The sequence below is a fragment of the Anabaena sp. WA102 genome (assembly GCF_001277295.1).
Lineage (GTDB): Bacteria > Cyanobacteriota > Cyanobacteriia > Cyanobacteriales > Nostocaceae > Dolichospermum > Dolichospermum heterosporum.
The window spans coordinates 686,568-709,190 of sequence record NZ_CP011456.1; the positions used below are offsets into that span (position 1 = coordinate 686,568).

General features: G+C 39.1%; 12 protein-coding genes and 2 pseudogenes. 3 read left to right on the forward strand and 11 right to left on the reverse strand.

Features of this window, described 5'->3' with window-relative positions; all coding sequences use genetic code 11:
- Positions 1-14: 14 nt before the first annotated feature.
- Together AA650_RS02775 and AA650_RS02780 are read right to left on the reverse strand one after the other, a co-directional pair.
- Positions 15-521 carry a pentapeptide repeat-containing protein gene (locus AA650_RS02775; RefSeq protein WP_053537870.1) on the reverse strand — a complete coding sequence of 169 codons (507 nt, stop codon included), beginning with the start codon at positions 519-521 and terminating at the stop codon, positions 15-17.
- 86 nt (positions 522-607) lie between these two features.
- The gene (locus AA650_RS02780; RefSeq protein WP_053537871.1) at positions 608-2,113 is read right to left on the reverse strand and encodes an LCP family protein; all 1,506 of its coding nucleotides are present in this window, start codon (positions 2,111-2,113) and stop codon (positions 608-610) included.
- Between the two features lie 369 nt (positions 2,114-2,482).
- Here AA650_RS02780 and AA650_RS02785 point away from each other — a divergent pair, with 369 nt between their 5' ends.
- A complete protein-coding gene (locus tag AA650_RS02785) occupies positions 2,483-3,547 on the forward strand; it encodes a mannose-1-phosphate guanylyltransferase (protein WP_053541165.1) in 1,065 nt (354 codons plus the stop codon).
- Positions 3,548-3,937: 390 nt separating this feature from the next.
- Here AA650_RS02785 and AA650_RS02795 read toward each other — a convergent pair whose 3' ends face one another.
- From AA650_RS02795 to AA650_RS02805, 3 genes are all read right to left on the reverse strand, one after another.
- On the reverse strand, positions 3,938-6,181 hold the full coding sequence (locus AA650_RS02795; RefSeq protein ID WP_053537873.1) for an FdhF/YdeP family oxidoreductase: 2,244 nt from the start codon (positions 6,179-6,181) through the stop codon (positions 3,938-3,940).
- Positions 6,182-6,453: 272 nt separating this feature from the next.
- The gene (locus AA650_RS02800; protein ID WP_053537874.1) at positions 6,454-7,356 is read right to left on the reverse strand and encodes a S1 RNA-binding domain-containing protein; all 903 of its coding nucleotides are present in this window, start codon (positions 7,354-7,356) and stop codon (positions 6,454-6,456) included.
- A 337-nt stretch (positions 7,357-7,693) separates the two neighbouring features.
- Entirely contained in the window at positions 7,694-8,461 is a 768-nt protein-coding gene (locus AA650_RS02805) for a dienelactone hydrolase family protein (RefSeq protein WP_053537875.1), read from the reverse strand.
- A 263-nt stretch (positions 8,462-8,724) separates the two neighbouring features.
- On the opposite strand from AA650_RS02805, the gene AA650_RS02810 reads away from it, so the two are divergent.
- Positions 8,725-9,711, forward strand: a complete 987-nt coding sequence (locus tag AA650_RS02810) for a GntR family transcriptional regulator (protein WP_053537876.1) — start codon at positions 8,725-8,727, stop codon at positions 9,709-9,711.
- Between the two features lie 4 nt (positions 9,712-9,715).
- On the opposite strand, the gene AA650_RS02815 is transcribed toward AA650_RS02810, so the two are convergent.
- The 6 genes and pseudogenes from AA650_RS02815 to AA650_RS02835 form a co-directional block, all read right to left on the reverse strand.
- Positions 9,716-13,135: a helicase-related protein gene (locus tag AA650_RS02815; RefSeq protein ID WP_053537877.1), complete on the reverse strand. Its 3,420-nt coding sequence runs from the start codon at positions 13,133-13,135 to the stop codon at positions 9,716-9,718.
- A gap of 115 nt (positions 13,136-13,250) precedes the next feature.
- Positions 13,251-13,754, reverse strand: a pseudogene (locus AA650_RS02820) (DUF4351 domain-containing protein); the annotation flags it as partial.
- Entirely contained in the window at positions 13,750-13,821 is a 72-nt protein-coding gene (locus AA650_RS29400; RefSeq protein WP_442853958.1) for a DUF2887 domain-containing protein, read from the reverse strand. The pseudogene AA650_RS02820 and the gene AA650_RS29400, both read right to left, overlap by 5 nt.
- A 96-nt stretch (positions 13,822-13,917) precedes the next feature.
- Positions 13,918-15,930, reverse strand: a pseudogene (locus tag AA650_RS02825) (Eco57I restriction-modification methylase domain-containing protein); the annotation flags it as partial.
- A gap of 88 nt (positions 15,931-16,018) precedes the next feature.
- The gene (locus AA650_RS02830) at positions 16,019-17,593 is read right to left on the reverse strand and encodes a group II intron reverse transcriptase/maturase (RefSeq protein WP_053537880.1); all 1,575 of its coding nucleotides are present in this window, start codon (positions 17,591-17,593) and stop codon (positions 16,019-16,021) included.
- A gap of 720 nt (positions 17,594-18,313) precedes the next feature.
- The gene (locus AA650_RS02835) at positions 18,314-20,818 is read right to left on the reverse strand and encodes a beta strand repeat-containing protein (protein ID WP_199924365.1); all 2,505 of its coding nucleotides are present in this window, start codon (positions 20,816-20,818) and stop codon (positions 18,314-18,316) included.
- A 1,032-nt stretch (positions 20,819-21,850) separates the two neighbouring features.
- On the opposite strand from AA650_RS02835, the gene AA650_RS02845 reads away from it, so the two are divergent.
- Positions 21,851-22,558, forward strand: a complete 708-nt coding sequence (locus AA650_RS02845; RefSeq protein ID WP_081424119.1) for a type IV pilus modification PilV family protein — start codon at positions 21,851-21,853, stop codon at positions 22,556-22,558.
- Positions 22,559-22,623 lie beyond the last annotated feature (65 nt).

The following is a 22,623-nucleotide window of genomic DNA, read 5'->3' on the forward strand; positions in this document are numbered from 1 at the left end:
CAGTTGTCAATTTTTTACCGACAACCCAAACTATCTCTTGTAGAAACACCAGTTACAGGATTCACACCATCCGCCCTTTGACAGAGTAAGGATACTTGATAACGGTCAATAAGTGCGTCTGTAAAATCAGCACCAGTGATATCAGCATCATAAAAACGGCTACGGGTTAAAGTTGCTTCTGTGAAAATAGCGTTTCTTAGATTAGCACTATCCAAGGTAACACGATCAACCAAAGCACCTGTTAAATTTGCAGCTTCTAAATTTGCTTTTAATAAAACGCCTTTGGTAAAAATTGCGTTAGTTAAATTTGCACCTTGGAAATTTGTTCCCCGCATTTCCGCTGCCACAAAAGTTCCACCAACTAAATCAGTATAAGAAAAGTCACGGTTTTCCAAACTGGCATTATTGTAATTAATGGTGTTAATTTGAGCAAAAGTTGGTTGAGGATTCGTAATTACCGAAAATCCTGCCAAAATAGAAACCAATATTAAACTCAAAAATCGGCAAAAAATCTTGTTCATAAATTTTAAATTTGTAGAAGGTAAGAGGCAAGAGGTAAGAGGCAAGAGGCAAGAGTAAATATTACCAATTACCAATTACCAATTACCTATTTCCAATCCTTACCAATGCGAATTGTGAGGTCAGATTCCAAATCACCATTTCCAGAAACTTCGATTTGTCCTAAACCTAAAACTTGTCGCAAGTCAATTCCTGGTTGTCGGTTGCCCTTTTGGACAATAATCTGAGTTTGGCGTTGAGTATCTGGCCAGTCGGGAACTACATAAACATTAGTAAAACCTTTCTGTTTAAGATAGGTAACTACTTTTTCCGTTAACTGGGGTTGGTTAGTAGTATTTTGCACAGCAATTCTTTGAATAGAGACCGGTCTGGTATCTGATTTAATGCCAGTTATATCTACCCCAACATAATCATTTAATAAGGTTTGTTGTCCAGTCATGTTTAACCAATAGCTATTGGCATCTTGACTGAATTTGCTAAATGTACCAGGTAACATGGACATTTGGAAATTATCCCGGTCTACATTGACGGAAAAATTCGCTAATGCCATCATTTCTTCCATTTTCAGGTTGGTATCAAAATACTTTCGCATGACGCGAGTTAATTGGGGCAACCTGGGTAAAACAGTGGGACTGTTGAGTCGTTGCATTAAAGCATTTATTAGTGCTTGTTGTCGCTGGACTCTGGGTAAATCTCCTTTACCTTCTTCATGAAAACGGGCAAACTGTTCTGCCTGTTCACCGTTGAGGTTTTGCCAACCGCCGACCAAATTCACGGCAAAGCCACTAGCCTGATCTTGATAATTCATGGCTTGAGGGACAAATACATCCACACCACCTAACTGTTCCACCAATTCCCGAAAACCGCTAGTAGAAATGCGGATATACCTATCTATGGGAGCATTACCTAAACTCCGACTAACTACTCTGGCGGCTAAAACTGGGCCACCTTTGGCGTTAGCTTCCGATACCTTGGTTAATCCCTGTTCGGGAATGGCTATCATTGTCCCTCTGGGAATTGACAGTAGGCGAATAGATTTATCACTGGGATTGAGCCGCACCAACATCATGGTGTCGCTTGTACCAGCAAAACTTTCTGGTGAACCGTCTACAGTACCTGGAACTGGTTCAATGCCCATAATTAAAATATTCATGGGTTTTGATAGTTTGTACTGAGAAAGTTTAGTCCATAAGTCCCCAGGTACTTTGATTTGGTCTTGTTTATTAGGACTGAATTCATCATCTTTCGCTTGGTCGAGATTGCTCCAGAGGGGAGTCCATAGTGCCAAACTTGATGCTAGTAATCCAGATAGAATTATCCCTAAAACAATTGTTAAGACCCACAATAACCAGCGGGGAACTGTTAAGCCTAAACGGTCATAGAGTTCGTTGGGAATAGTGCCAGCGGATTCAAGGACGTTCCGAGAAGAGTTGACTGATGATTTTGGCTTCACCGGCGAAGTTGGGGCTGGTGCTGGTTGGGTTGCTACCTGATTTTCCGACATTTGAACTGGTGGCTGTTTTACCTCCAGTTCTGAAGTTGGGACTTGTTGAGGTACTATCTGATTTTCTGACCATTGAATTTGTTTAATCATAATTTTCTCCCCACTCAACCACTCCTCAAAGGTATGTTAATACAAGCTACAAATATTGCGAGTTAAAACTCGCTGTGGAAATTTTAGATTTTGTGAAAAGTTAATCGGATATTTTTTTATTGCTGTCCTCACAGTTTCAATCAGTGATAATTACAACATACTTAACCAGAAAAATTCATCAGTGAAGATCATCTCAAAGTGAATGCGTAAACATTTATATCAGATACAGCAGGTGGCGGGGTTAGGAGGTACGAAATCTAAGTTGAAACCTATATACAAAGCCATTTTTACCCGGTGACTCCTGACCCGGTGACTCCTGATTCGGTAAATTCTGCTGTATATTGTTCTGAATTACCGATGTATGCCGATATGAATAATTTATTTTTTCCTGTGATTCTGGCGGGTGGTAAAGGTGAGCGTTTTTGGCCTTTGAGCCGACTAGACAGACCTAAGCAATTTTTAAGCCTTGATGGTAGCTCAAGAAGTTTACTACAAGCAACTGCTGATAGATTATTAGTTCTGGCTGGTGGTTGGGAAAATTTGTGGGTGATTACTTCTAGTCCCATTGCTCAAGGGGTGCGAGAACAACTTCCTGATTTGCCAGAGTCGAATTTACTGATTGAGTCCCAGGGTCGAGACACTGCTGCTGCTGTTGCTTGGACAAGTTTAGAAATTAAAAAGCGTTACGGGGAAGATGCTATTATTGGCTTTTTTCCTGCTGACCACTGGATTGCTGACCCGGAGCTATTTGCCGAAACTTTAGCGGCTGCTAAGGATTTGGCGACTAAGAAAGCAGCGATTGTGACTTTGGGTATTAAACCTAATTTTCCATCAACTGCCTATGGTTATATTGAACAAGGCGAAAAAATAGGTAGTTTCAATGAGTTACCAGCGTATCATGTAAACCGATTTACTGAAAAGCCCGACCGGGAAACGGCGGAAACTTTTTTGTCAACGGGACGGTTTAGCTGGAATAGCGGGATGTTCGTTTTTCGAGCCGGTGTTGTTTTGTCAGAATTACGCACCCATGCACCGGAAATTATGAAACCTTTGGAACAACATGGTGTTGATATTTATCCCCAGTTACCTAAGAAAAGTATAGATTATGCTTTAATGGAAAAAACCAGTCTAGCTTATGTTTTGCCAGTAGCATTTGGTTGGGATGATCTGGGTGACTGGAATGCTATTGAACGCTTGCTGAAGCAGGATGATAATCCTAATCTAGAACTTGCTACTCATGTGGGTTTAGATACTCAGGGAGCGATTGTTTATGCCTCCAATGCTGATGATGTCATTGTCACGATTGGTTTAGAGGATGTGGTGATTGTGCGCGATCGCAATGTTACTCTGGTAGTGAAGAAAGACCGCACCCAAGAAATTAAGCAGATTTTGAAAATTCTGCAAAATGATGAGAGATTTACAGGCTTGTTGTAAAATTTAAACTCCTTGGTAGATGGCTCAAAGTCTTGCTGTTTATTATAACTAGACTGTTAATAGTATTTTGTGACAGTATATATCAAATAACGGATTTGAGCCTTTTTTGGCATAAATTTCCGAAGACTCTGCTTTTTTGTCAAGTGGAGTCAAAGACTCGTGAATTCATACTTGGGGTTTGCTGAATAGGTTGTCTGTGAGGACAAGGGAACAGGGAACAGGGAACAGGGAACAGGGAACAGTTTTAACTTGGGGGAAACAAGAAAATCCAGTTCCCTCCCCAAAGCATCGAGGAGGGTTAGGGTGGGGTAATTTGAGGAATAATGGTGATTCAATAACTTGTGTGTACACCGTAGGTCTGGAGACTGGGAACAAGATTTTATTGAGATTTTATTGATAAACAAAAACTGGAACTCTTTTATAAGCAGGTATCCCACTTTTGGGGTCAATATCTGCTTTAGATAAAACGTTAGCTTCAGGATAAAACATAAAAGCTACCCCTTCACGAATTGCACCACAAATAATTTCAATATTTTCTAATTCCCCCGCATTTCCTTTAACTGTAACTTGTTGATGTTCCTGAAATCCTGCTTTTTGTATATCCAAACTATTCATTAAAATACAATGACGATGGGGCATTTTGCGATATTTATCTTCACTGCGATAAACTACCGTGTTATGTTGTCCATAACTGCGTCCTGTTCCCAATATGACTACAATTCCTGGCTGATTTTCCTCAACCCCAAAAGCTGATTTATGAGGTAGAGTTAACTGTGGTAAAGGTGTAACAAACATCTGCGCTTTACCATTAAAAGTGGGAAATTTCGGTTCATCAAAAATCCGCCCGGCAATGGTAAATTCTGCCTGAGTTTGATCAATTTCACCTATTTTTTCATAGCCAGGAATGGTTTTAGCAATTAATTCTCTAACATAAATAGTATCTTGCAATTTACGCCAATTAATCGGATTTTCATCATGTAGACGATGGGCAATTTCTGTAATTAATTCTACTTCAGAAATTAAATCAGAATTGCCTGGGTGTAAATGACTTTTACCTGCATCATTTAACCTCACAAAATTATTACCTGATTCTGTTGTAGTCTTATGGGGATTTTCAAACCGATTGAAAACAGGTAATATTAAAGTTTGCTGTTTTCCTAATCCATGAAAATGTCCTATATTCGGTTTTGTTGCTACATAAAAAATGGTTTCTATTTGTGATAAAGCCTGTTTTGCTTGTTGTAAGTCTGGGTTAGCTGCATACAAATTTCCCCCCAAACAAAAGAGTGTATTGATCTTTCCTAATTCTGCTGCTGCTATTAAATCACGGGTATGATAACCAGGAGTTTCATTGAGGGGTTTTCCTAACAGCTTAGATAGTGCTTGTTTGATTTCTTCTCGCAAATTGATGGTTACACCCATTGAACCAAATCCTTGCACGTTAGAATGTCCTCGAATGGGCATTGTTCCCGCGCCAATTTTACCGGCGTTACCTGTAATTAAAGCCGTATTTGCTATACTAAAAACATTTTCTACGCCGTTGGCTTGTTGGGTGATTCCCATAGCCCAAGCAAATACTACACTTTCTGATTTACCAATTAGATAAGCTGTGGCTGTAATTTCTTCTTGGGATAATCCGCAGGTATTAGTGATATGATCCCAGGATATATTTTCTGCGTAATCTAAAATTTGTTGCCAGTTTTGAGTGTAGGATTGGAGATATTCTGTTTTGATTAAATTTTGGGCAATGAGGGATTTTTGCAACCCGACAAATAATGCGACATCACTACCAGGAATGGGTTGTAAATATAAAGAAGAGATATCTGAACCACCTGTGAGTAATGATTTAATGGGAAATGCTGGCGAAGCAAATTTGACTAAACCGATTTCTATTTGGGGGTTAATAATAATTACTTTACCGCCTCTTGCTCGCAATTTGATCAATTCGTTCATTAAGCGGGGATGATTTGCGGGTGCGTTAGAACCAATTAAAACTAGACAATCACTATGTTGTAAGCCTTCTAAACTTACCATTGATGTGCCTGAACCGAAAACTTTTTTTAAGCCGATGGTTGAGGGGACGTGACATAAATCTGAACAATCTGCTAGATTATTACTACCAAGCGATCGCATTAACAATTGTAATAAATATGCAGCTTCATTAGATGAACGTCCAGAACTATAACTAGCAATCTTTTCTGCTGGTTGTTGAAAAGCTGTTGTGGCGATTTGATAAACTTCTTCCCAGCTAATGCGTTGATAATGAGATGAACCTGATTTGAGGATGAGAGGATAAGTCAATCTACCTAAATCATCGCATTCTTGAGAGGTCAGTTGTTGTAATTCATTAATATTATATTCTTGGAAAAAATCTGGTTTAATTCCTGGTTGCAATTCCGCAGCAATGGCTTCTACACTTTTAGCACAACGTTGTAAGTATTCTCCTGCTTCATTAACAAACCCTCCTTTTTGTCCACCTGTACCCCAAGCACAGGATAAACAGGCACTTTTATGATTGAGAGTTTGCCATAATTGTAATCCTTGGGGTGAGAGAGTTTTTTCTACCCAATATTGGATGACAGGTAAACCACCACCGGCTTGGGAATTAGATTTGTTTTCAGGTAAATTATTCATAAATAGGAGTTTCCTATCTTATTTTTTTACAGACCGATTTTTTAATATTTAGCTTATACCAATTTTATATAAGGCTGCACAGAAACATGAAATCCATTAATTAATTTATCCCTCTTCATCTGCGTTCATCTGCGTTCATCTGCGTTCAATTGATAATATTGATTATTTTAGCTGATTTAAATAAAGTTAATATCCCCGACTTCTTTTTTGATCTTGTTAATCAATGATAAATTCCTGCAAGAAGTCGGGGATCTGGGTCAATTAGCAATTACCTATTCAGCCGTTTTATTAGCTGCACGATTAGCACGAGCTTCGGCGGAATCCATGACTTCTGCAAAGTTTTCCACAACTTCACCGGGGAAGTTTTCTAGGATTCTGGTAGAAATAGCAACTCGACCTTTACCTTCATCTAAATCAATAATTACAGCTTTAATGGGTTGACCGATTTGAAAGACCTTTTCTAAAGAGTCAATGAATTTTTGGCTCACTTGTTTGATGTGTAGTAAGGCGCTGACACCGTTAAAATCTACGAATACACCAAAAGGTTTGATGCCAGTAATTTTTCCTTCGATTAATTGACCGATTTCTAATAAACTGAAGTTGCTAGAACGAGCGGCTAAACGTTGAGAGAGAACGAGTTTATTGGTTTCCCGATTGATTTCTAAAAAGCCTACGGTGAGAGTTTGACCTTTGAGTGCTTCTAGGTTATCACGTTCGGCGATGTGCGATCGCGGAATAAAACCCCGGACACCTAGAAGATCAACAGTGACACCACCTTTATTGACACCTGTTACCCGTACTTGCACACTTTGGGAATTCTCCTGCATTTCTAACAGTTTTTCCCAAATTTGTTTCACTTCCAATTGCTTGCGGGAAATGGTAACTTGACCTTCAGCATCCTGATCCCGAATAATCAAAAACTCTAGTTCCTCATTCATCGGTAATACTTCCGACAAATCAGCTACTGCTCTCAAGGAAGCCTCTTCTTGGGGAAGAAACGCGGAGGATTTCCCACCAATATCAACATAAGCGCCATCGTGGTCAACTTGGAAAACTTTACCACGAACAACTTGTCCTTTTTGAAATTGGTAATCGTGTTTTTCCAAGGCTTTGGCAAAATCATCCATTGAAAAAGACGAGTTGGCTGTTTGAGAAAGTTTAGATTCGGAATTCATGACGTTTGAAGATAAATTGTTATTTGTTTAGTTGTCAGTGGTCAGTGGTCAGTTGTCAGTTGTCAGTGGTTAGGCTAGTACAGATTGGCGGAAATAAACCAACTATTCTAAATCGTTAAGAAGCCTATAACGTCTTAGTTTTGACTTTTAACTGGTTACTGAGCTTGTCGAAGTATTGACTTTTGACTTCTGCCCTGCGGTACTAGTAGTTCGTCAAATTTATTTTGACGGGTAATGATCGGAAAAAACTTCTGTTCTTCCCTCCCCCACCTCCCCTACCTCCCCCACCTCCCCTACCTCCCCCACCTCCCCTACCTCCCCTGCCCCCTACTTGCCTTCACCCGTCATTTTCGGGTTGACAGACTACTAGTTGGCTAAAAAGTTGTTGAACTTGCTCCCAAGCATCTGCCGCAGCTTTAGAATTATAACTGGCACGACGGTCACAAAAAAATCCATGACCAGATCCATCGTAACGAAACAGACGATGAGAAATGTGATATTTTGCAAGTTCGGCGGTAATCTCGTCTACTTGTTCTGGAGGAATACTCGCATCTTCCTCACCAAAAAAGGTGTAGATAGTGCCTTTAATTGCTGATGTCCGGGTAATACTGGGATTTCCACCTCCGGGAGTACGAGTAGTGATACCCGCACCGTAAAAGGAAGCAGTGGCTTTAATATCAGAGAGTGTTGCAGCTAGATAGGCGACGTGACCACCAAAACAAAAGCCAATACAACCAAATCCATCTGGTCTAACATTGGGTAAAGTTTTTAAGTAGTCAATGGCTGCTTGAATATCGCTTAAAAGTTCTGATGCTGTGGTTTGTGACCAAGCGTATTTTTTGCCTATTTCCACGTCTTCGGGCGTGTAACCAGTTTCAAATCCAGGGGCTTGACGTTGAAACAGGGCTGGAGCGATCGCCACATATCCTAGTTTAGCAATCCGTTCGGTGACATCCCGAATATGCGCGTTAACCCCAAAAATCTCCTGGAGAACGACAATTCCCGGATAAGAACCGGGCGCGGTGGGTTGAGCTAAATAGGCGGCTATTTGCAAATTGTTTTGAGGAATTTGAATTGTTGTAGTCTGTATTGCTGACTCTGTCATAATATAAGTTGTGAGTAGGGAAATAGGTAAGAGGTACGAAGCACAAGTTAATAATAGTTATATCTATCAGCAATTAGTAACCACTAATGGCGTTGTGAATTACGATTTATTTACTGATCGGACTTACATTCATTTTGACCCTTACCTTCTGATTTGGTGTATTCTTCTGTGATAATATTTTCCATAGCAAACTAACCCATTAATCATATATTAAACAGGTAAATTATGGCTATTTGTATAAGTCTTATGGAGCAGAATTGGTAATGATTCAATTCCGTATTCAGCCAGATAGTGAAATTCCTGCATCTAATCAACTGTTTAATCAGATCAGATTTGCGATCGCCTCTGGGCAATATTCACCCGCATATAAACTACCCAGTACCAGGGCTTTAGCCATGCAAACTGGATTACATCGCAACACCATCAGTAAAGTTTACCGCCAATTGGAGGAAGAAGGATTTGTCGAAAGTTTAGCAGGTTCAGGCATCTATGTCCGCGCTCAAGGTCATGAAGGCGGAAGCAGATCCCAGTCTCCCATGCTCAAACAAAATCCTCAAGCCTATAAGGTGGTGCAACAAGCCCTAGATGAGTTACTGGGTCAAGGTTGTTCTCTCAATCAATCACGAGAACTATTTTTAGCAGAAGTTGACTGGCGCTTGCGTTGTAGTACCAGAGTATTAGTGGTGACACCATCTCAAGATATTGGGGCTGGGGAATTAATGGTTGATGAGTTAGAAGAATCCCTGCAAATCCCCCTCCAGCTAGTCGCAATGGAACAACTGATTGGAGTATTAGACCAAACCACTTCAGCCACATTAGTCACCAGTCGTTATTTTATCGGAGAAGTGGAAGCGATCGCTGCACCCAAAGCAGTTCGCGTGATTCCCCTAGATATTCACGACTACGGCAAAGAAATGACTGTCGTGAAAAGCCTACCCAAATCCAGTTGTATTGGTATAGTTAGCCTCAGTCCTGGTATTCTCAGAGCCACAGAAGTCATTCTCCACGGTTTACGAGGAGACGAAATATTAGTCATGACTGCTCAACCAAAGGATGCTTATAAACTACACGCGATCGTTAAACGCTCAGAAATAATCTTTTGTACAGATCAAGTCAGCTATGCCACAACCCAAGCAGCTATGCAAACAGTCTTAGAAGACCTCATCCGTCCACCCAAACTGATTCGCTGTGAAAACTACATCGGCACACAGTCCATCAACTTACTAAAACGCGAACTGGGATTAATTTAATTTGTCAGTTTTCAGTGGTCATTTGTCCCGGAAATAACCCTAATGAACAAATAATTTGCGCTTCCTGTTGTCCGTCTTCAGGATGAATCACACACAAAGAATTATTATCACGTAAAGAAATAATCATTGTGGCTAATTGTTCATCACTAATCCCACTTTTCAACTGCCGATTAAGTTTAACAATCGTCGTTTCTTTTAATGGATAAAGATAGATTTCTTCAACGGCCTTTTTCAAAGTTTGCCAATCTTCACCTAATGAAAATAACGATGAAAATAATGGGGTTTCTGTCTTCTTAATATAAGCATCTAATCTATAATATGTTCGATATCTTGCCCCTTTAGAGCTTCCTAATTGTCCTCCAGTCGTTTTGTGCTGTTCTAATACCAAATCAGCCCCTTGCGAGACAATTTCATGATGTTGGGGATGCTTTTCTAAAGGGGGTGTATTCCGGTTACATCTCGCCATTCTTAATATTCTCATTTGCGATTGAGTTACACTTTCTCCTTCCCTATTTATCCAAGCTAAAGCATCTGTACCATCAGCAGTGCGAAGATACATTAATACACCTTCAGGATCTAAATTTGTTCCTTGATATTCGCGGGTAGAATAGATAACATTAGGCAGATTTTTAATAATCTTCTCTAAATCAGGATCAGCATCTATGGCATTTTTCCAAATTTGAAAAGCTTCCGATGTTAAATCAACCTCTCCATCTTCTGCTTCATCTAAAATACCAGACTTTTCATGATAAAGATCAAGAATTTCTTGATAGGAAAGAGTATCTTCAAAAAATGCCTCATCTGTTCCCACCACATTAGCATTTTCTTGTAATCTTTCCCCTAATCTTCCGCGCAGATTGATTAATTCCTCTACTCCCTCCGCAGGTAAAAAGGAATAACAGAAAATTTCTGCCGCTTTTTGTCCAATTCTATCCACTCTTCCCGTTCTTTGAATTAAGCGAATAATTGCCCAAGGTAAATCATAATTAATAATAATCCGACAATCTTGTAAATTTTGACCCTCACTTAAAACATCAGTAGCAATTAAAATTCTAATTTGTTGTTCTTGGGGAATATTTTGTTTATTACTTTCTGGACTAAACCGATATGCTAATATTGTCGGATCATTTATTTTTCCTGTGACTAAAGTAGCTTGAGGAATATTCTCTTTTTCCAAAGACTCTTGTAAATAACGCGCTGTATCTGCAAATTGAGTAAAAATCAATATTTTCTCATATGCATGAGTTTCCGTTAATAACCCTTGCAAAGTTTGAAACTTTTGATCTAATTTATAACTCCATTCTCCGCAATTATTTAACAACTTCAATAACAATAAAGCATCTTCGCGTAAATCTTTTTTTAATTCAGATTTGAACAATCGAGAATCTAACCATTTAAACCGTTTTTGATATTTGCTTTGATAAAGTTCATAAATAGCTTTTGCTTGACGTTTATATTCCGTATCTTTACTGGTTAAACTTGCAAAACTAATTTCATCACCTTCATCATTTTCATCATCACCTATTTCAAAATCTAAAGCTGTAGAATTAACCGTATCAGCATCTTCATCATTATTACAAGTATCTAAAAATTCTGCATCCTGTGTACCAATAGGAATATCTAACTTATTTTCTAAAGCATAAAGATAAACATAATTCCGTAAAATGTGCCGTTCTAAAGATTCTAAAAAAGCAATACCACTACTTTCTAATCTTTTAAATAAATTCGTGCGACAAAAACCCATTAACCGTCTTCCCGCACGAGATAAACCATTTAAAATCTGTTGTTCTGTTGCTGTGGGAGGTTGTTTATATTTATCTAAAGTGTAATTTCCTAAACCGTAACGGGGTAAAGATAGAGAATTAATAATTTCGACAACTTCACTAGAGTATAATTTTCCATAATTATCATCATTATTAATCGTAAATTTAGCAGTTTTGGGAATCCGCACAGGAAAATAAGAACGAGTACCATCAGTAAATTGTAAATATTTACGTCCATTTAAAGGATCTGTATCAGCATAATTATTTTTAATAAAACTGCGAGTTCTCCTAATCATATAACGATTCATTAATTGTTGCCAATCTTCAAAATATTCGCTTTTTTCAAATGCTGCTAAAGTTCTCATATCGGTTTGGGGATGTTTGCGTTTAAACTCCATTTCATTCCCCAATTCCCTGATTAAATGTTCGGGTTTAATTCCTAAATATTTTGATTCAGGAACGAATAACCGTAACTGTGCAGATAAGTCAAAATAGCTTTTATTATAAGGAGTTGCAGTCAGTAAAATACACCGACTTCCGCTTTGTTCTATATATTCTTTAATAGCTGCATAACGTTGTCCATCTCGATTTCTTAAATTATGACTTTCATCTATTAAGACTAAGCGAAAACGAGCGGGAATTGTGGGTAATATTTTCGTGACTTGACTAATAGAAATTACTGCACCTCTTAAACCATATTCTTCTCGATATTTTTCCCACATAGAAACGAGATTTTTAGGACAAATAATGAGGGTACTAATTCCCAGTTCATCTTCAATAATTTTCGCTATAGCTGTCCCAACTAAAGTCTTTCCTAATCCTACCACATCCCCAATCATCACACCACCACGACGGTTAACATAATGCGCGGCTATTTTCACTGCTGCTGCTTGAAAAGGAAATAATTGAAAGTCTGAAGGTATTTGATATTGACTTAAACCATCTCGCGCTTCTTGCGATAGATGATAAGCCATTTTCAGATACACATAATAAGGATCAATTAACTTGTCCGTTGCCCAACTTTCATCTATAATTTTTGCTAATTGTTCAGAAATATCTAAACAAAAGTTATCTTCCCAACGTTCATCAAACCAAGTTTGTAATTTATTAGTAGCATCATGATCTAAAATATCAACATTTAATTCTCCCTGTGCTGATAAACCAGAAAAGGTTAAATTACTACTTCCTAAAAAACCGATTGCGGGTAAATTTGCATGATTTTGAGGAACTAAATATAGTTTCGCGTGGAGGGGATGACGTAAATAGAGTTTCACAACTACTTTTTGAGATTTTAATTGTGATTTAAGTCTTTTTAAACCCAATTCATCAGCATTATTTGGTTTTCCGATCATTAACTGTTGTCGAAATTCCTGAACTATGCGTTTTTGCAATTGAAAAGATTTATTTCTATCTATGGGTTTTTGGGATATTCCTAAACCTAATAGTTCCTGAAGTTCATCTTTTGGAAGTTTTTGCATTCCAATTAATAAGCGACAACAATTATTTTCTCCTCCGGTAAATTGTTCAATTTCTTCCTGTATTAATTTCCATCCTCGCAAGTTAAAATAACCGACACAAAAATCAGCCCTATTTGCAGATTGGAGGCTTTTTTTGAGTATAGGTAATAGTTGATCATTAATATTATCAAAAATCCGAGGCATAGTTGTTTATATTAGTTAATTGTCTGAATTATAGCATATTTCCATATCCCCGACTTCTTTGATAAATCTTGTGAATAAATGATAAATTGATGATAGAAGTCGGGGATATTATATCTTAATCTTCAACTTTTGCTAACCAAGCAAGTAAATCCTCCACATTATTAAAATCTAATAATGCTTCACTCAAATCTTCTAAAATATGTAAGGATAAACCAGCAACAGAACCGCGTATTTTCGGCGATATTTTACCAAACCGCTTACTCAACAGTCGCATGACTAAATTAAAAGTTGCTTCTTCTAGTCCTTCTTCTCGTCCTTCTTTCCTTCCTTCTTCTTTTCCTTGTTCCCGGCCTTCTTCTTTAATTTCTTGATAAACTCGTGTTTGTTTGAGTGTGATTCCTAACATAGATTCTACCTCTTGACGGTTGAGATTTTCAAACTTGTACATCATGATAGTTGTGATCATTTCTATTATGACGCTATTTGATGATGATGGTATTTCTTCCTTAGTTTTTGTTAATAAATACCTAGCTGCTTCTGGTGCTTGACTTTCTTCTAAAGTGGTTAATATCATCACTCCTACCCATGTTGGTAATTGATGAATATCCCCCAATTCATCTTAGTAATTGAAACAATAAAGATGGAAATTGTTGGAATAGTTTGTAAAAGATTGTATCTCGACGCATAACATAACTAATTTCTATTAATTAATTGTGTGATTATTATATAGCAATCCAAGAGTCAGATCCCCGACTTCTTAAAGAAGTCGGGGATCTTGGTGGTTAAACCAAATCCCGATAAGCATTTAAAGCTGCATCTTTCACGGTTTCTGCAACAATGGGAAAGGTACTCAATATATGACTAAATTCCCCTTCTGTTAACCCATATAAATGGGCAATTATTCCATCTAATTCGGCGCGGATTTTCCCTCTTTCTCTCTCGTCTGTAACTCCGTTTTTATGACTTCCTAAACCAACTTCTCTCGCTAATTCATCATATTCTGGTGTTGTACAGATTAGTTTGGCTGCACGTTCTACTATTTCTTGAAAATATGGGTCTTTTTCTGTTAATCTGGGTACGGGTAATTGATAAACATAGAACATATTCATATTACGGGATATTTTTAGTCTAACTTCATAATCAATCACAAAGCTATTCAATAATCCACAAATTAATAACAATTCTGAATTATTGCAGCAACTATTAGATAAGATTAAAGAATTTCCACAACATACATTTTTTGGTAAAATGCTAACAATTAAATTTCTAATATTTGTATTTTCCCCTGCTGATCTAAACCCTAATCTATAACGCTGATAATCTAACATTTGCCCCTGATCAACACCATATTTACCTAATACCGCTTTTCTTCCTTCCTCTTCGTCTATCCAGTATCGAGGTTCAGCAAACTTATGGGTAAATTGATGAATCATTTTCCCTTCATATAAAGGTAATCTTCCATTCCCTGCTTCAGTTTTAAATAAATGACTATCATTAGTCATGTGAAATTCAGCAGTTAACTTTAAATTCCATTTATCCTGAATTTCTTCACCCAACAAAGGAAACCGACTCATCTTTTCAGCTATGACAATATCTAAATCAGATTTAAATTCCATTACCGAAATAGAATCAGGAGATAACTGTTTAATTAAATCCACAGAAATATGAATACAATCATGATCAGGAAAACTATTTAACTCTCCCACATCATGACGCATAAACTTAGCAGGAAATGATATTGTACCCTGTAATGGTAGGGGCGAATGGCCATTCGCCCCTACAAGATTTTGAAAAGTCAAAACCACAAACTTAAAACTTTTGTGTACTCCTTCAAAAATAGCCTTTTTATTTTCAAAACAGAATAAACCAGTGATCTTAGTTTGCGAAAACAACATTTCTCGGAGTTGCTTAGTTCCCAAATCTGTATAAATCCCGCTAGGAATCACTAAACCGCATTCACCATGTTGAGAAAGTAAATTCAAACATTGTTCCACAAACAACTTATATAAATTAATATCAGTTCCCTGTTTTTTCCCATTAACCACAGAAATCTGATTAAGATATTGTTCAGCACTTCTAAAATATAAACTCACATGAGGATATTGACTTTGATACTGTAACCAAGCAGCAGCAACTTCAGGATTTGCTAATAACTGCTTTTGTTCCTTCTCAAAAGTCTTAATATCCATCTTATTCTTAGTTACTAAATCACTATATTCCGCAAAAAACTCCTTAGCTTGTGGTTTAAAAATCTCCCAAGGAGGATTACCCAAAATAATATCAAAACCACCCCTAGCAATAATTTGATCAAAATGATAACCCCAATGAAAAGGTTTTAATGCTTCCATATCAGCAATATTTAAAACCCGTTTACTAGCTTTCCCCTTTAACTGCACTTCCTCATATTTAATCTTTAAATTCCCAAACTCATCTAACAACAATTGATTTAACTTAACCAAAGATTCCCGGTTAACATCATTAATATGATGTCTCAAAAATTGTAAACGATCTTCTTGTTCCGTATCTTCAACTTTTCCCGCAATAAAAGCGTGTTCCTTATACATCTTAATACTTTCATTTTTCTCATTTAAAATAGTTTGATAATCCTGCGCTTTTAATTGTTGTAAAATATCAGGGTTTCCCACAATATCAAAACGTTTATCATCAACCCGAATCAAACCAATTAAAGAATTACCTGCCATAATGTTAAAATCAACATTAGGTAAAGGTTCTAAATCATCAACAGTTTTCGCAGAAGCAACCAAACTTAAAAATAACCGTAACTTAGCAATTTCTAGGTAGAGTCGAGGACGGGTATTATCCCGCGCCCCTCTCTGTTAAATCTGGGCGTGCGACTTTCACCGCACCCAGCTTCCGATGTTCTTAGCTTTCGCTTTTGCTCATGTGAATATAATCGTGGCAGCTTTCGTGAATGGCTAAAAGGTTCTTTATTTTCCAGTTTTCGTGGTTTCCATCAACATGATGCAGATGTACCTTTTCATCACTAAGCATTTTTAATCCACAATGTCCACATTTATGGTTTTGCCGTTTGAGGGCTTTAGAGGTATGACTGTCATAGAGCTTACTGTTACGTTCGCTCCAATAAGTTAAATCTCCGTCATAAGGCGATTTTTCACCTTTAACATTGATGTGTTTGTTTTCGGAGTAGGGAACTGATGGGAATGCCTTATCTAGTAATTTCTTGCTAGTGTAGCGATTCTGTTTCGTTTCCCTGTTGAATACCCTAAATGCTCTTGTTTCGATGTGGAATAATGAGTTACGTGAACCGTCCATCTTGCAAAAGCGGTGATAATTCCTCCAACCTCTAACTACTGGGGCTAATTTCTCAGCCTTTGTGGTAGCACCATAATTCGAGTTGTTGACGATGTGTTTTACTTTCTTGCGAAAAGCTTTGTAGTTATCCACTGAAGGGACACATCTAAACTTTCCGTTATTCTGGACTTTGAAATGCCAGCCGAGGAAATCAAACCCATCTGTCGCGGCGGTTAGCTTTGTCTTTTTCTCGCTGACTTTCATTCCCCGCTCTGCTAGGAACTGACTGATTTTGTCAAGTATATCTGTGGCATCGTCCTGGGGTCGGAGTATTATTACCATGTCATCCGCATAGCGAATTGTTGGCTCGGTAATATCTTTCCTGGGGGTTTTGTCGGTGATTCTTCTGTTAGATACCCCATGATATCTATGAATACTTTCAATCCCGTTTAAGGCGATGTTAGCTAATAGTGGACTCACTACCCCGCCCTGCGGTGTTCCCTGTTCGGGAAACTCTGGATTAACTCCGGCTTTGAGACATCGGAAAATTCCCTGTCTTATGCTATAAGGAGCGATGAGTCTATCCATTATGGCGGTGTGGTTTATCCTGTCGAAGCATTTTTCAATATCGAGTTCTATAACTCGTTTATCTTTTCCATTGCAAAATGAGCGTAGGTTGTCAAACAAGTATTTTTGCGCGTCATGTGCCGAGCGTCCCGTTCTGAAACCGTAGCTCCTAGCGTGGAAGGTTGCTTCGTGTGCTGGTTCTAGTGCGTATTTGACAAGGCATTGATACGCCCTATCCGCAATAGTGGGGACTTTGAGAATCCGGGTTTTTCCATCCTTTTTAGGGATGGGTATTTCACGCAACCCCTGGTGTTTCCAGCCGTTACATTCGGTTCTGAGCTTTTCACTCAGTTGAAACCTTTGCTCGAATGTGAGCGCGGTTTTCCCGTCTATTCCCGCTGTCTTTTTTCCAGTATTTAGCTGTGTTACTTGACGGATAGCCAGTAATCTCGCTGCGGTTGATTTCAGAATCAGCTTTTGTAGTGACTTTGCTTTGCGCTTGTCGCCAACTTGAACCGCTTTATACACGCGTTTTTGTAGGCGGAATAGGTTACGGCGGAATTTCTTCCACGGTAACGTCTTCCAGGATTCACTAGAGTTGTCTCTGTGTCTAATCATGCTCTGTTCCAATCTGTGTATTCTGAACACCTCAGACCAATTACGGTCTGTCCTACCCGAATTGAGGGGATTCCGCTGCTCGTCTAGCCTACTTATGGGGTTCGACCTCCCCTAGACCCTCAATCCGTTTTTATTCGTTCCCTCGGTTGATTGATCGTTCCGTTAGGTGTAGCCACTTCAACCACTGGAATCCCTAGACTCTTGCCGCTATCAAGCGGAGATGCGGCGGGAATTAATTCCAGTTAAGTCAAGGATTTTGAGTTGTGTCCTGCTTTAGAGTAGGTTGCTTTTCTAGGCTCTGTTTCACCGTAGGAACTCCCCGTTAACGCCAAGTGTCACCCCACAACTGATGTCTGATTGCGTCTTCCAGCTTCGACCTCCCGATACCGAGTCGGGTCATCGTGGGCAGATAGGGAGTCATACCTGAGTCTGGTAGATGGGACTTACACCCATATCCGACCGAGAGTTCAACCTCTTTCCATGATTGGATTAGGTTGGTTGGCTTATGTACGGACTGATTACCGTGATTCAGCTAACAACGAATCGCACCCACTTCCTCTAAGATACAAGGTTGAGTCGAACGCAGTGAAACCCAGCATTAGCAGTAGGATAGCAAGGGGAACTTCAGCATAAAAAATCGCCAAACTTCGCAAAATCCTGACATAATAAATTGCGTGGTTTGACGGTATTCAGAAAGGAATTTTTGCTAAAGAATTTATACTACGCAGTTATTACTTGAGTGCTAGATAGACTACTAAAAGAATAGGATTGGTTGCCAACGATTAAGTTAGTAAAACCAAATACATTCATAGTTGTAGCACCTTGCGTAACTGTCACAAAATTCTCATTATTAACAGTTGTAGAACCAAGAGTATAGCTACCACTAGATAATTTCAAGGTGTCCACACCGTCCCCACCAACAAAGTATCCCGTACCAAAACCCGATACAACGTCGTTACCGGCTCCTAAAAGAACATAACCACTACCGGAGAATCCATTTATAGCAGTAATACTATCGTTACCATCGCCGAGGTTAATAGTACCATCGTTATAGATGCCTTGAGTACCACCTGTAGCAGTGATACTATCGTCACCACTGCCGAGGTTAATATTACCCTTGTTCTCGATGCCGTAAAGACCACCTGTAGCAGTGATGTTATCGCTACCAATGCCGAATTGAATAGTGCCAGTGTTCGCGTTCTGGATGCCAATACCAACACCATTGCCAGTAGTAACGGTAGTAGTAGTAACGTTATTGGAGCTACCTTCATCAGAGCTATCATTACAACCTTGACCACTGCGGCTGTCGTCGTCGCGACCGTTGCTAGAGCTATATCTACCACTTGAAGATTGACTATTCCGGCTGTAATCGTGGTCGTCGTCTTCGTAATCGTCGTCACGACCTCCGCTAGAGCTATTAGAGCTACTATTTGAAGATTGAGTAGTGCTGGTCGAGACGCTGTAAGTACCACCTGTAGCAGTGATAGTATTCTTACCATCGCTAAGGTCAATAGTGCCGCTGTTCTGGATGCCGTAAAGACCACCTTTAGCCGTTATACTATCGTCACCAATGCCAAATTGAATAGTGCCAGTGTTCGCGTTCTGGATGCCAATGCCAACACCATCGCCTGTAGTAGTAACGGTAGTAGTAGTAACTTTATTAGAGCTACTATTTGAAGATTGACTGTTCCGGTTGTCGTCGTCACAATCTCTGGAAGAGCTATCATTGCAACCTTGACCACTGCGGCTATCGTCGTTGTTACGACCGCTGGAAGAGCTATATCTACCACTTGAAGATTGACTATTCCGGCTGTAATCGTGGTCGTCGTCTTCGTGGTCGTCGTCACAACCTCCGCTAGAGCTACTATTTGAAGATTGAGTAGTGCGGGTCGAGACGCTGTAGCTACCACCTGTCGCAGTGATGGTATTGTTACCATCGCCTAGTAGAATACTACCGCTGTTCTGGATGCCGTAAAGACCACCGATAGCAGTAATGATATCGTTACCACTACCGGATTGAATAGTGCCGCTGTTTTGGATGCCAGCACCATTGCCTGTAATAGTAAATGTAGTAGTAACGTTATTAGAGCTACTGTTATTAGAGCTATCATCATCGCAACCTTGACCAGTACGGCTGTCGTCGTCGTCGTCACGACCTCTGGTAGAGCTACCACTACAACCTTGACTTCGGCTATTGTCGTCGTCACAACCTCTAGTATTACTAGAGCTACCACTTGAAGATTGAGTAGTACTGTTCGAGACGCTGTAACTACCACCTGTAGCGGTGATGGTATTGTTACCATTGCCTAGTTCAATAATGCCATAGTTGTCAATGCCGTAACTACCACCTGTCGCAGTGATGTTATCGTTACCATTGCCGAATTGAATACTGCCGCCGCTGGTGAAACGACTAGCAGCGCCATAGTTCCCGATGCCGTAACTACCACCTGTAGCGATGATGTTACCGTTACCATTACTGAATTGAATACCGCCGTTGTCGTTGAAGATGCCATAAGTAATGCCTGTAGCAGTGATGTTATCAACACTACTAGAGCTACCATTGTCAAATTGAATAGTGCCACTGTTCAAGATGCCGTAGGAACTACTACTTATAGCAGTTATACTATCGTTACCACCACTGAATTGAATAGTGCCATAGTTCTCAATGCCGTAGGAACTACTACCCTTAGCCGTTATACTATCGTTACCAGTACCAAATTGAATGCTGCCGTTGTTTAATAGACCAAGACTACCCGTAGCAGTGATGTTATCGTTACCAGTGCCGAATTGAATAGTGCCACTGTTCAAGATGCCGTAGGAACTACTGCCTGTAGCGGTGATTTTATTGTTACCATTGCCGAATTGAATAGTGCCACTGTTCAAGATGCCGTAAATACTACCTGTAGCAGTGATTTTATTGTTACCATTGCCGAATTGAATAGTGCCACTGTTCAAGATGCCGTAACTACCTGTAGCAGTGACACTATCGTTACCATCGCCGAATTGAATAGTGCCACTGTTCAAGATGCCGTAACTACCACCTGTCGCGGTGATTTTATCGTTACCACTGTTAAATTGAATAGTGCCGCTGTTCAAGATGCCGTTAGTAGTGCCTGTAGCAGTGATTAGATAATTCCCGGTTGCAAATGCAAGTGTGGTGTTGTTGTTGGAGATGCCGCTGACACCACCTGTATATTTCCTAGTGATAGTTGAGGAAGAAGGCATGATGGTAAGTTAGGTTAATGACCTAATTAATTGGATCTAATCTTAATTGTATAAAAAAAAATCAATTGTCTATAATATTTTTATAATTCAATGTTTATAATGAAAACATGGTTGGAGATTGCTGCTTTAAAAGTAATTAAATTAGCATAATACTTCGATGTAGCCCCTGACTACATACGTGAATATACTTAAAAAGCTCTTCTCAACAGATTGTTTGGGAGAACTCCACACAAAAGATAATCCAATCTTGCGGGCTATGGGTTTTACGTTAAGTTGATACATATCAGCTTTTGCTTTATCCCTACAAATCTAGGTTTTTCGTAATTTCGTAAAAGTCCATGTCCCAAACGTGTTTAGTATATCTAACTGTAAATTCTGATTCAGGGTTCAGAAAATGAATTTTTCCTAAATTTTCATGAGATTCAGTAGTTTCATCAGTATCACCATCAAAAGCTATGATATACTATGGCTATAGTCACTGGTGTAAACTTAACGTAAAACCCATAGTCCGACGGGGAATGAATTCCCAGTCTCATAGCGAAAGTCATCTGAAGATGACTGAATAACTAGAAAATTTTTTAAATTGTTTAGTAAACTTTAGTTTACTTTGGTTATTAGCCCGGAAATTCGTTTCTGGGCGGGTGTGGAAGAAAACACATAAGCTATTTCTGACTTAAGTTGACATCAATGGACTATAGTGATTCCCTATTAGGTGCGACTAAAATTTAAACCCATTCTTGATCTCTTCCTGGCAATTTACGCAATCAGAAGGTGAGGTTGTGTCTGGGTGAAACTGTGCTGAACCAATATTTTATGTGGCTCAATGATTCAAATAATCATTCTGTCTTTTAGGCTGCTTAGTATTAGTTCTAAGATATTATCAAATTTTATTTTTTCCAATTGTAGAAAATAATCATGGTGCAATTTGTGGGCGTAAAAACTTAACTGTAATGCAATTTGTTTGGTAACAATCAATTTGCCTGTCGCTACAGATTGCTCCTGTGAATTCCTGGCAGTAACAAGAGGTGCATTATGATGAAACTTTTTAAACGATTATCCTGGGAAAAAAACCCTCAAAAGTCACAGCAGGGATTCACACTTTTAGAAGTGCTGGTTGCCATTGTAGTAATTACTGCTTTCGTGAATGTAGCACTGATGGGATTAGTGACTGCTGCGCTCTTTAAAAGTAAGGCAAAAGCATACTCTAGTGGTATTACTTGGATTCAAGCGGATCTAGAAGCAGTCAGAGATAAGGCAGCGAATTTATCCATCTTATCAGCTAATGCTGCTGCTCAACAAAAAGAAGTTGTGTTGGAATCCGCTGTTGGATTAGCAAATAACGATCAGGTCAAAATCGGAACAGATACAACGACCTATACGATTCAAAGTATTAGTGGAAATTTACTTACCCTCACAGCTAATCTTGGTACCGATCAGTCCGCCAATGCAGGTGTCACTGCGGTCAGCAAATGTACAGCCACATCCGCTAATGCTGGCTTTGCTTATTACCTACAACAGGATTTACAACAGGGTTTGCCTTCATCTCCATTTACAAAATATATCGGTGGAAAAGCATACACCGTTACTCGGAGTTCTGAGGTTAAAAGTTCTCCGTTTACAGCTACTCCTCGTTACGAAGTTCTGGCACTGTCCTACACTGTGACTCCTCAAAGCAACAGTAACGTCAAAGTGGCATCAATATATGCCGAGGTTATTCCTAGTGCGTTTTATCAATGTTAAGTATATTAATCTGTATTCATATGGGCATCTCCAAAAAAGATTGTAGAAACGAGAATCCCTAGTCA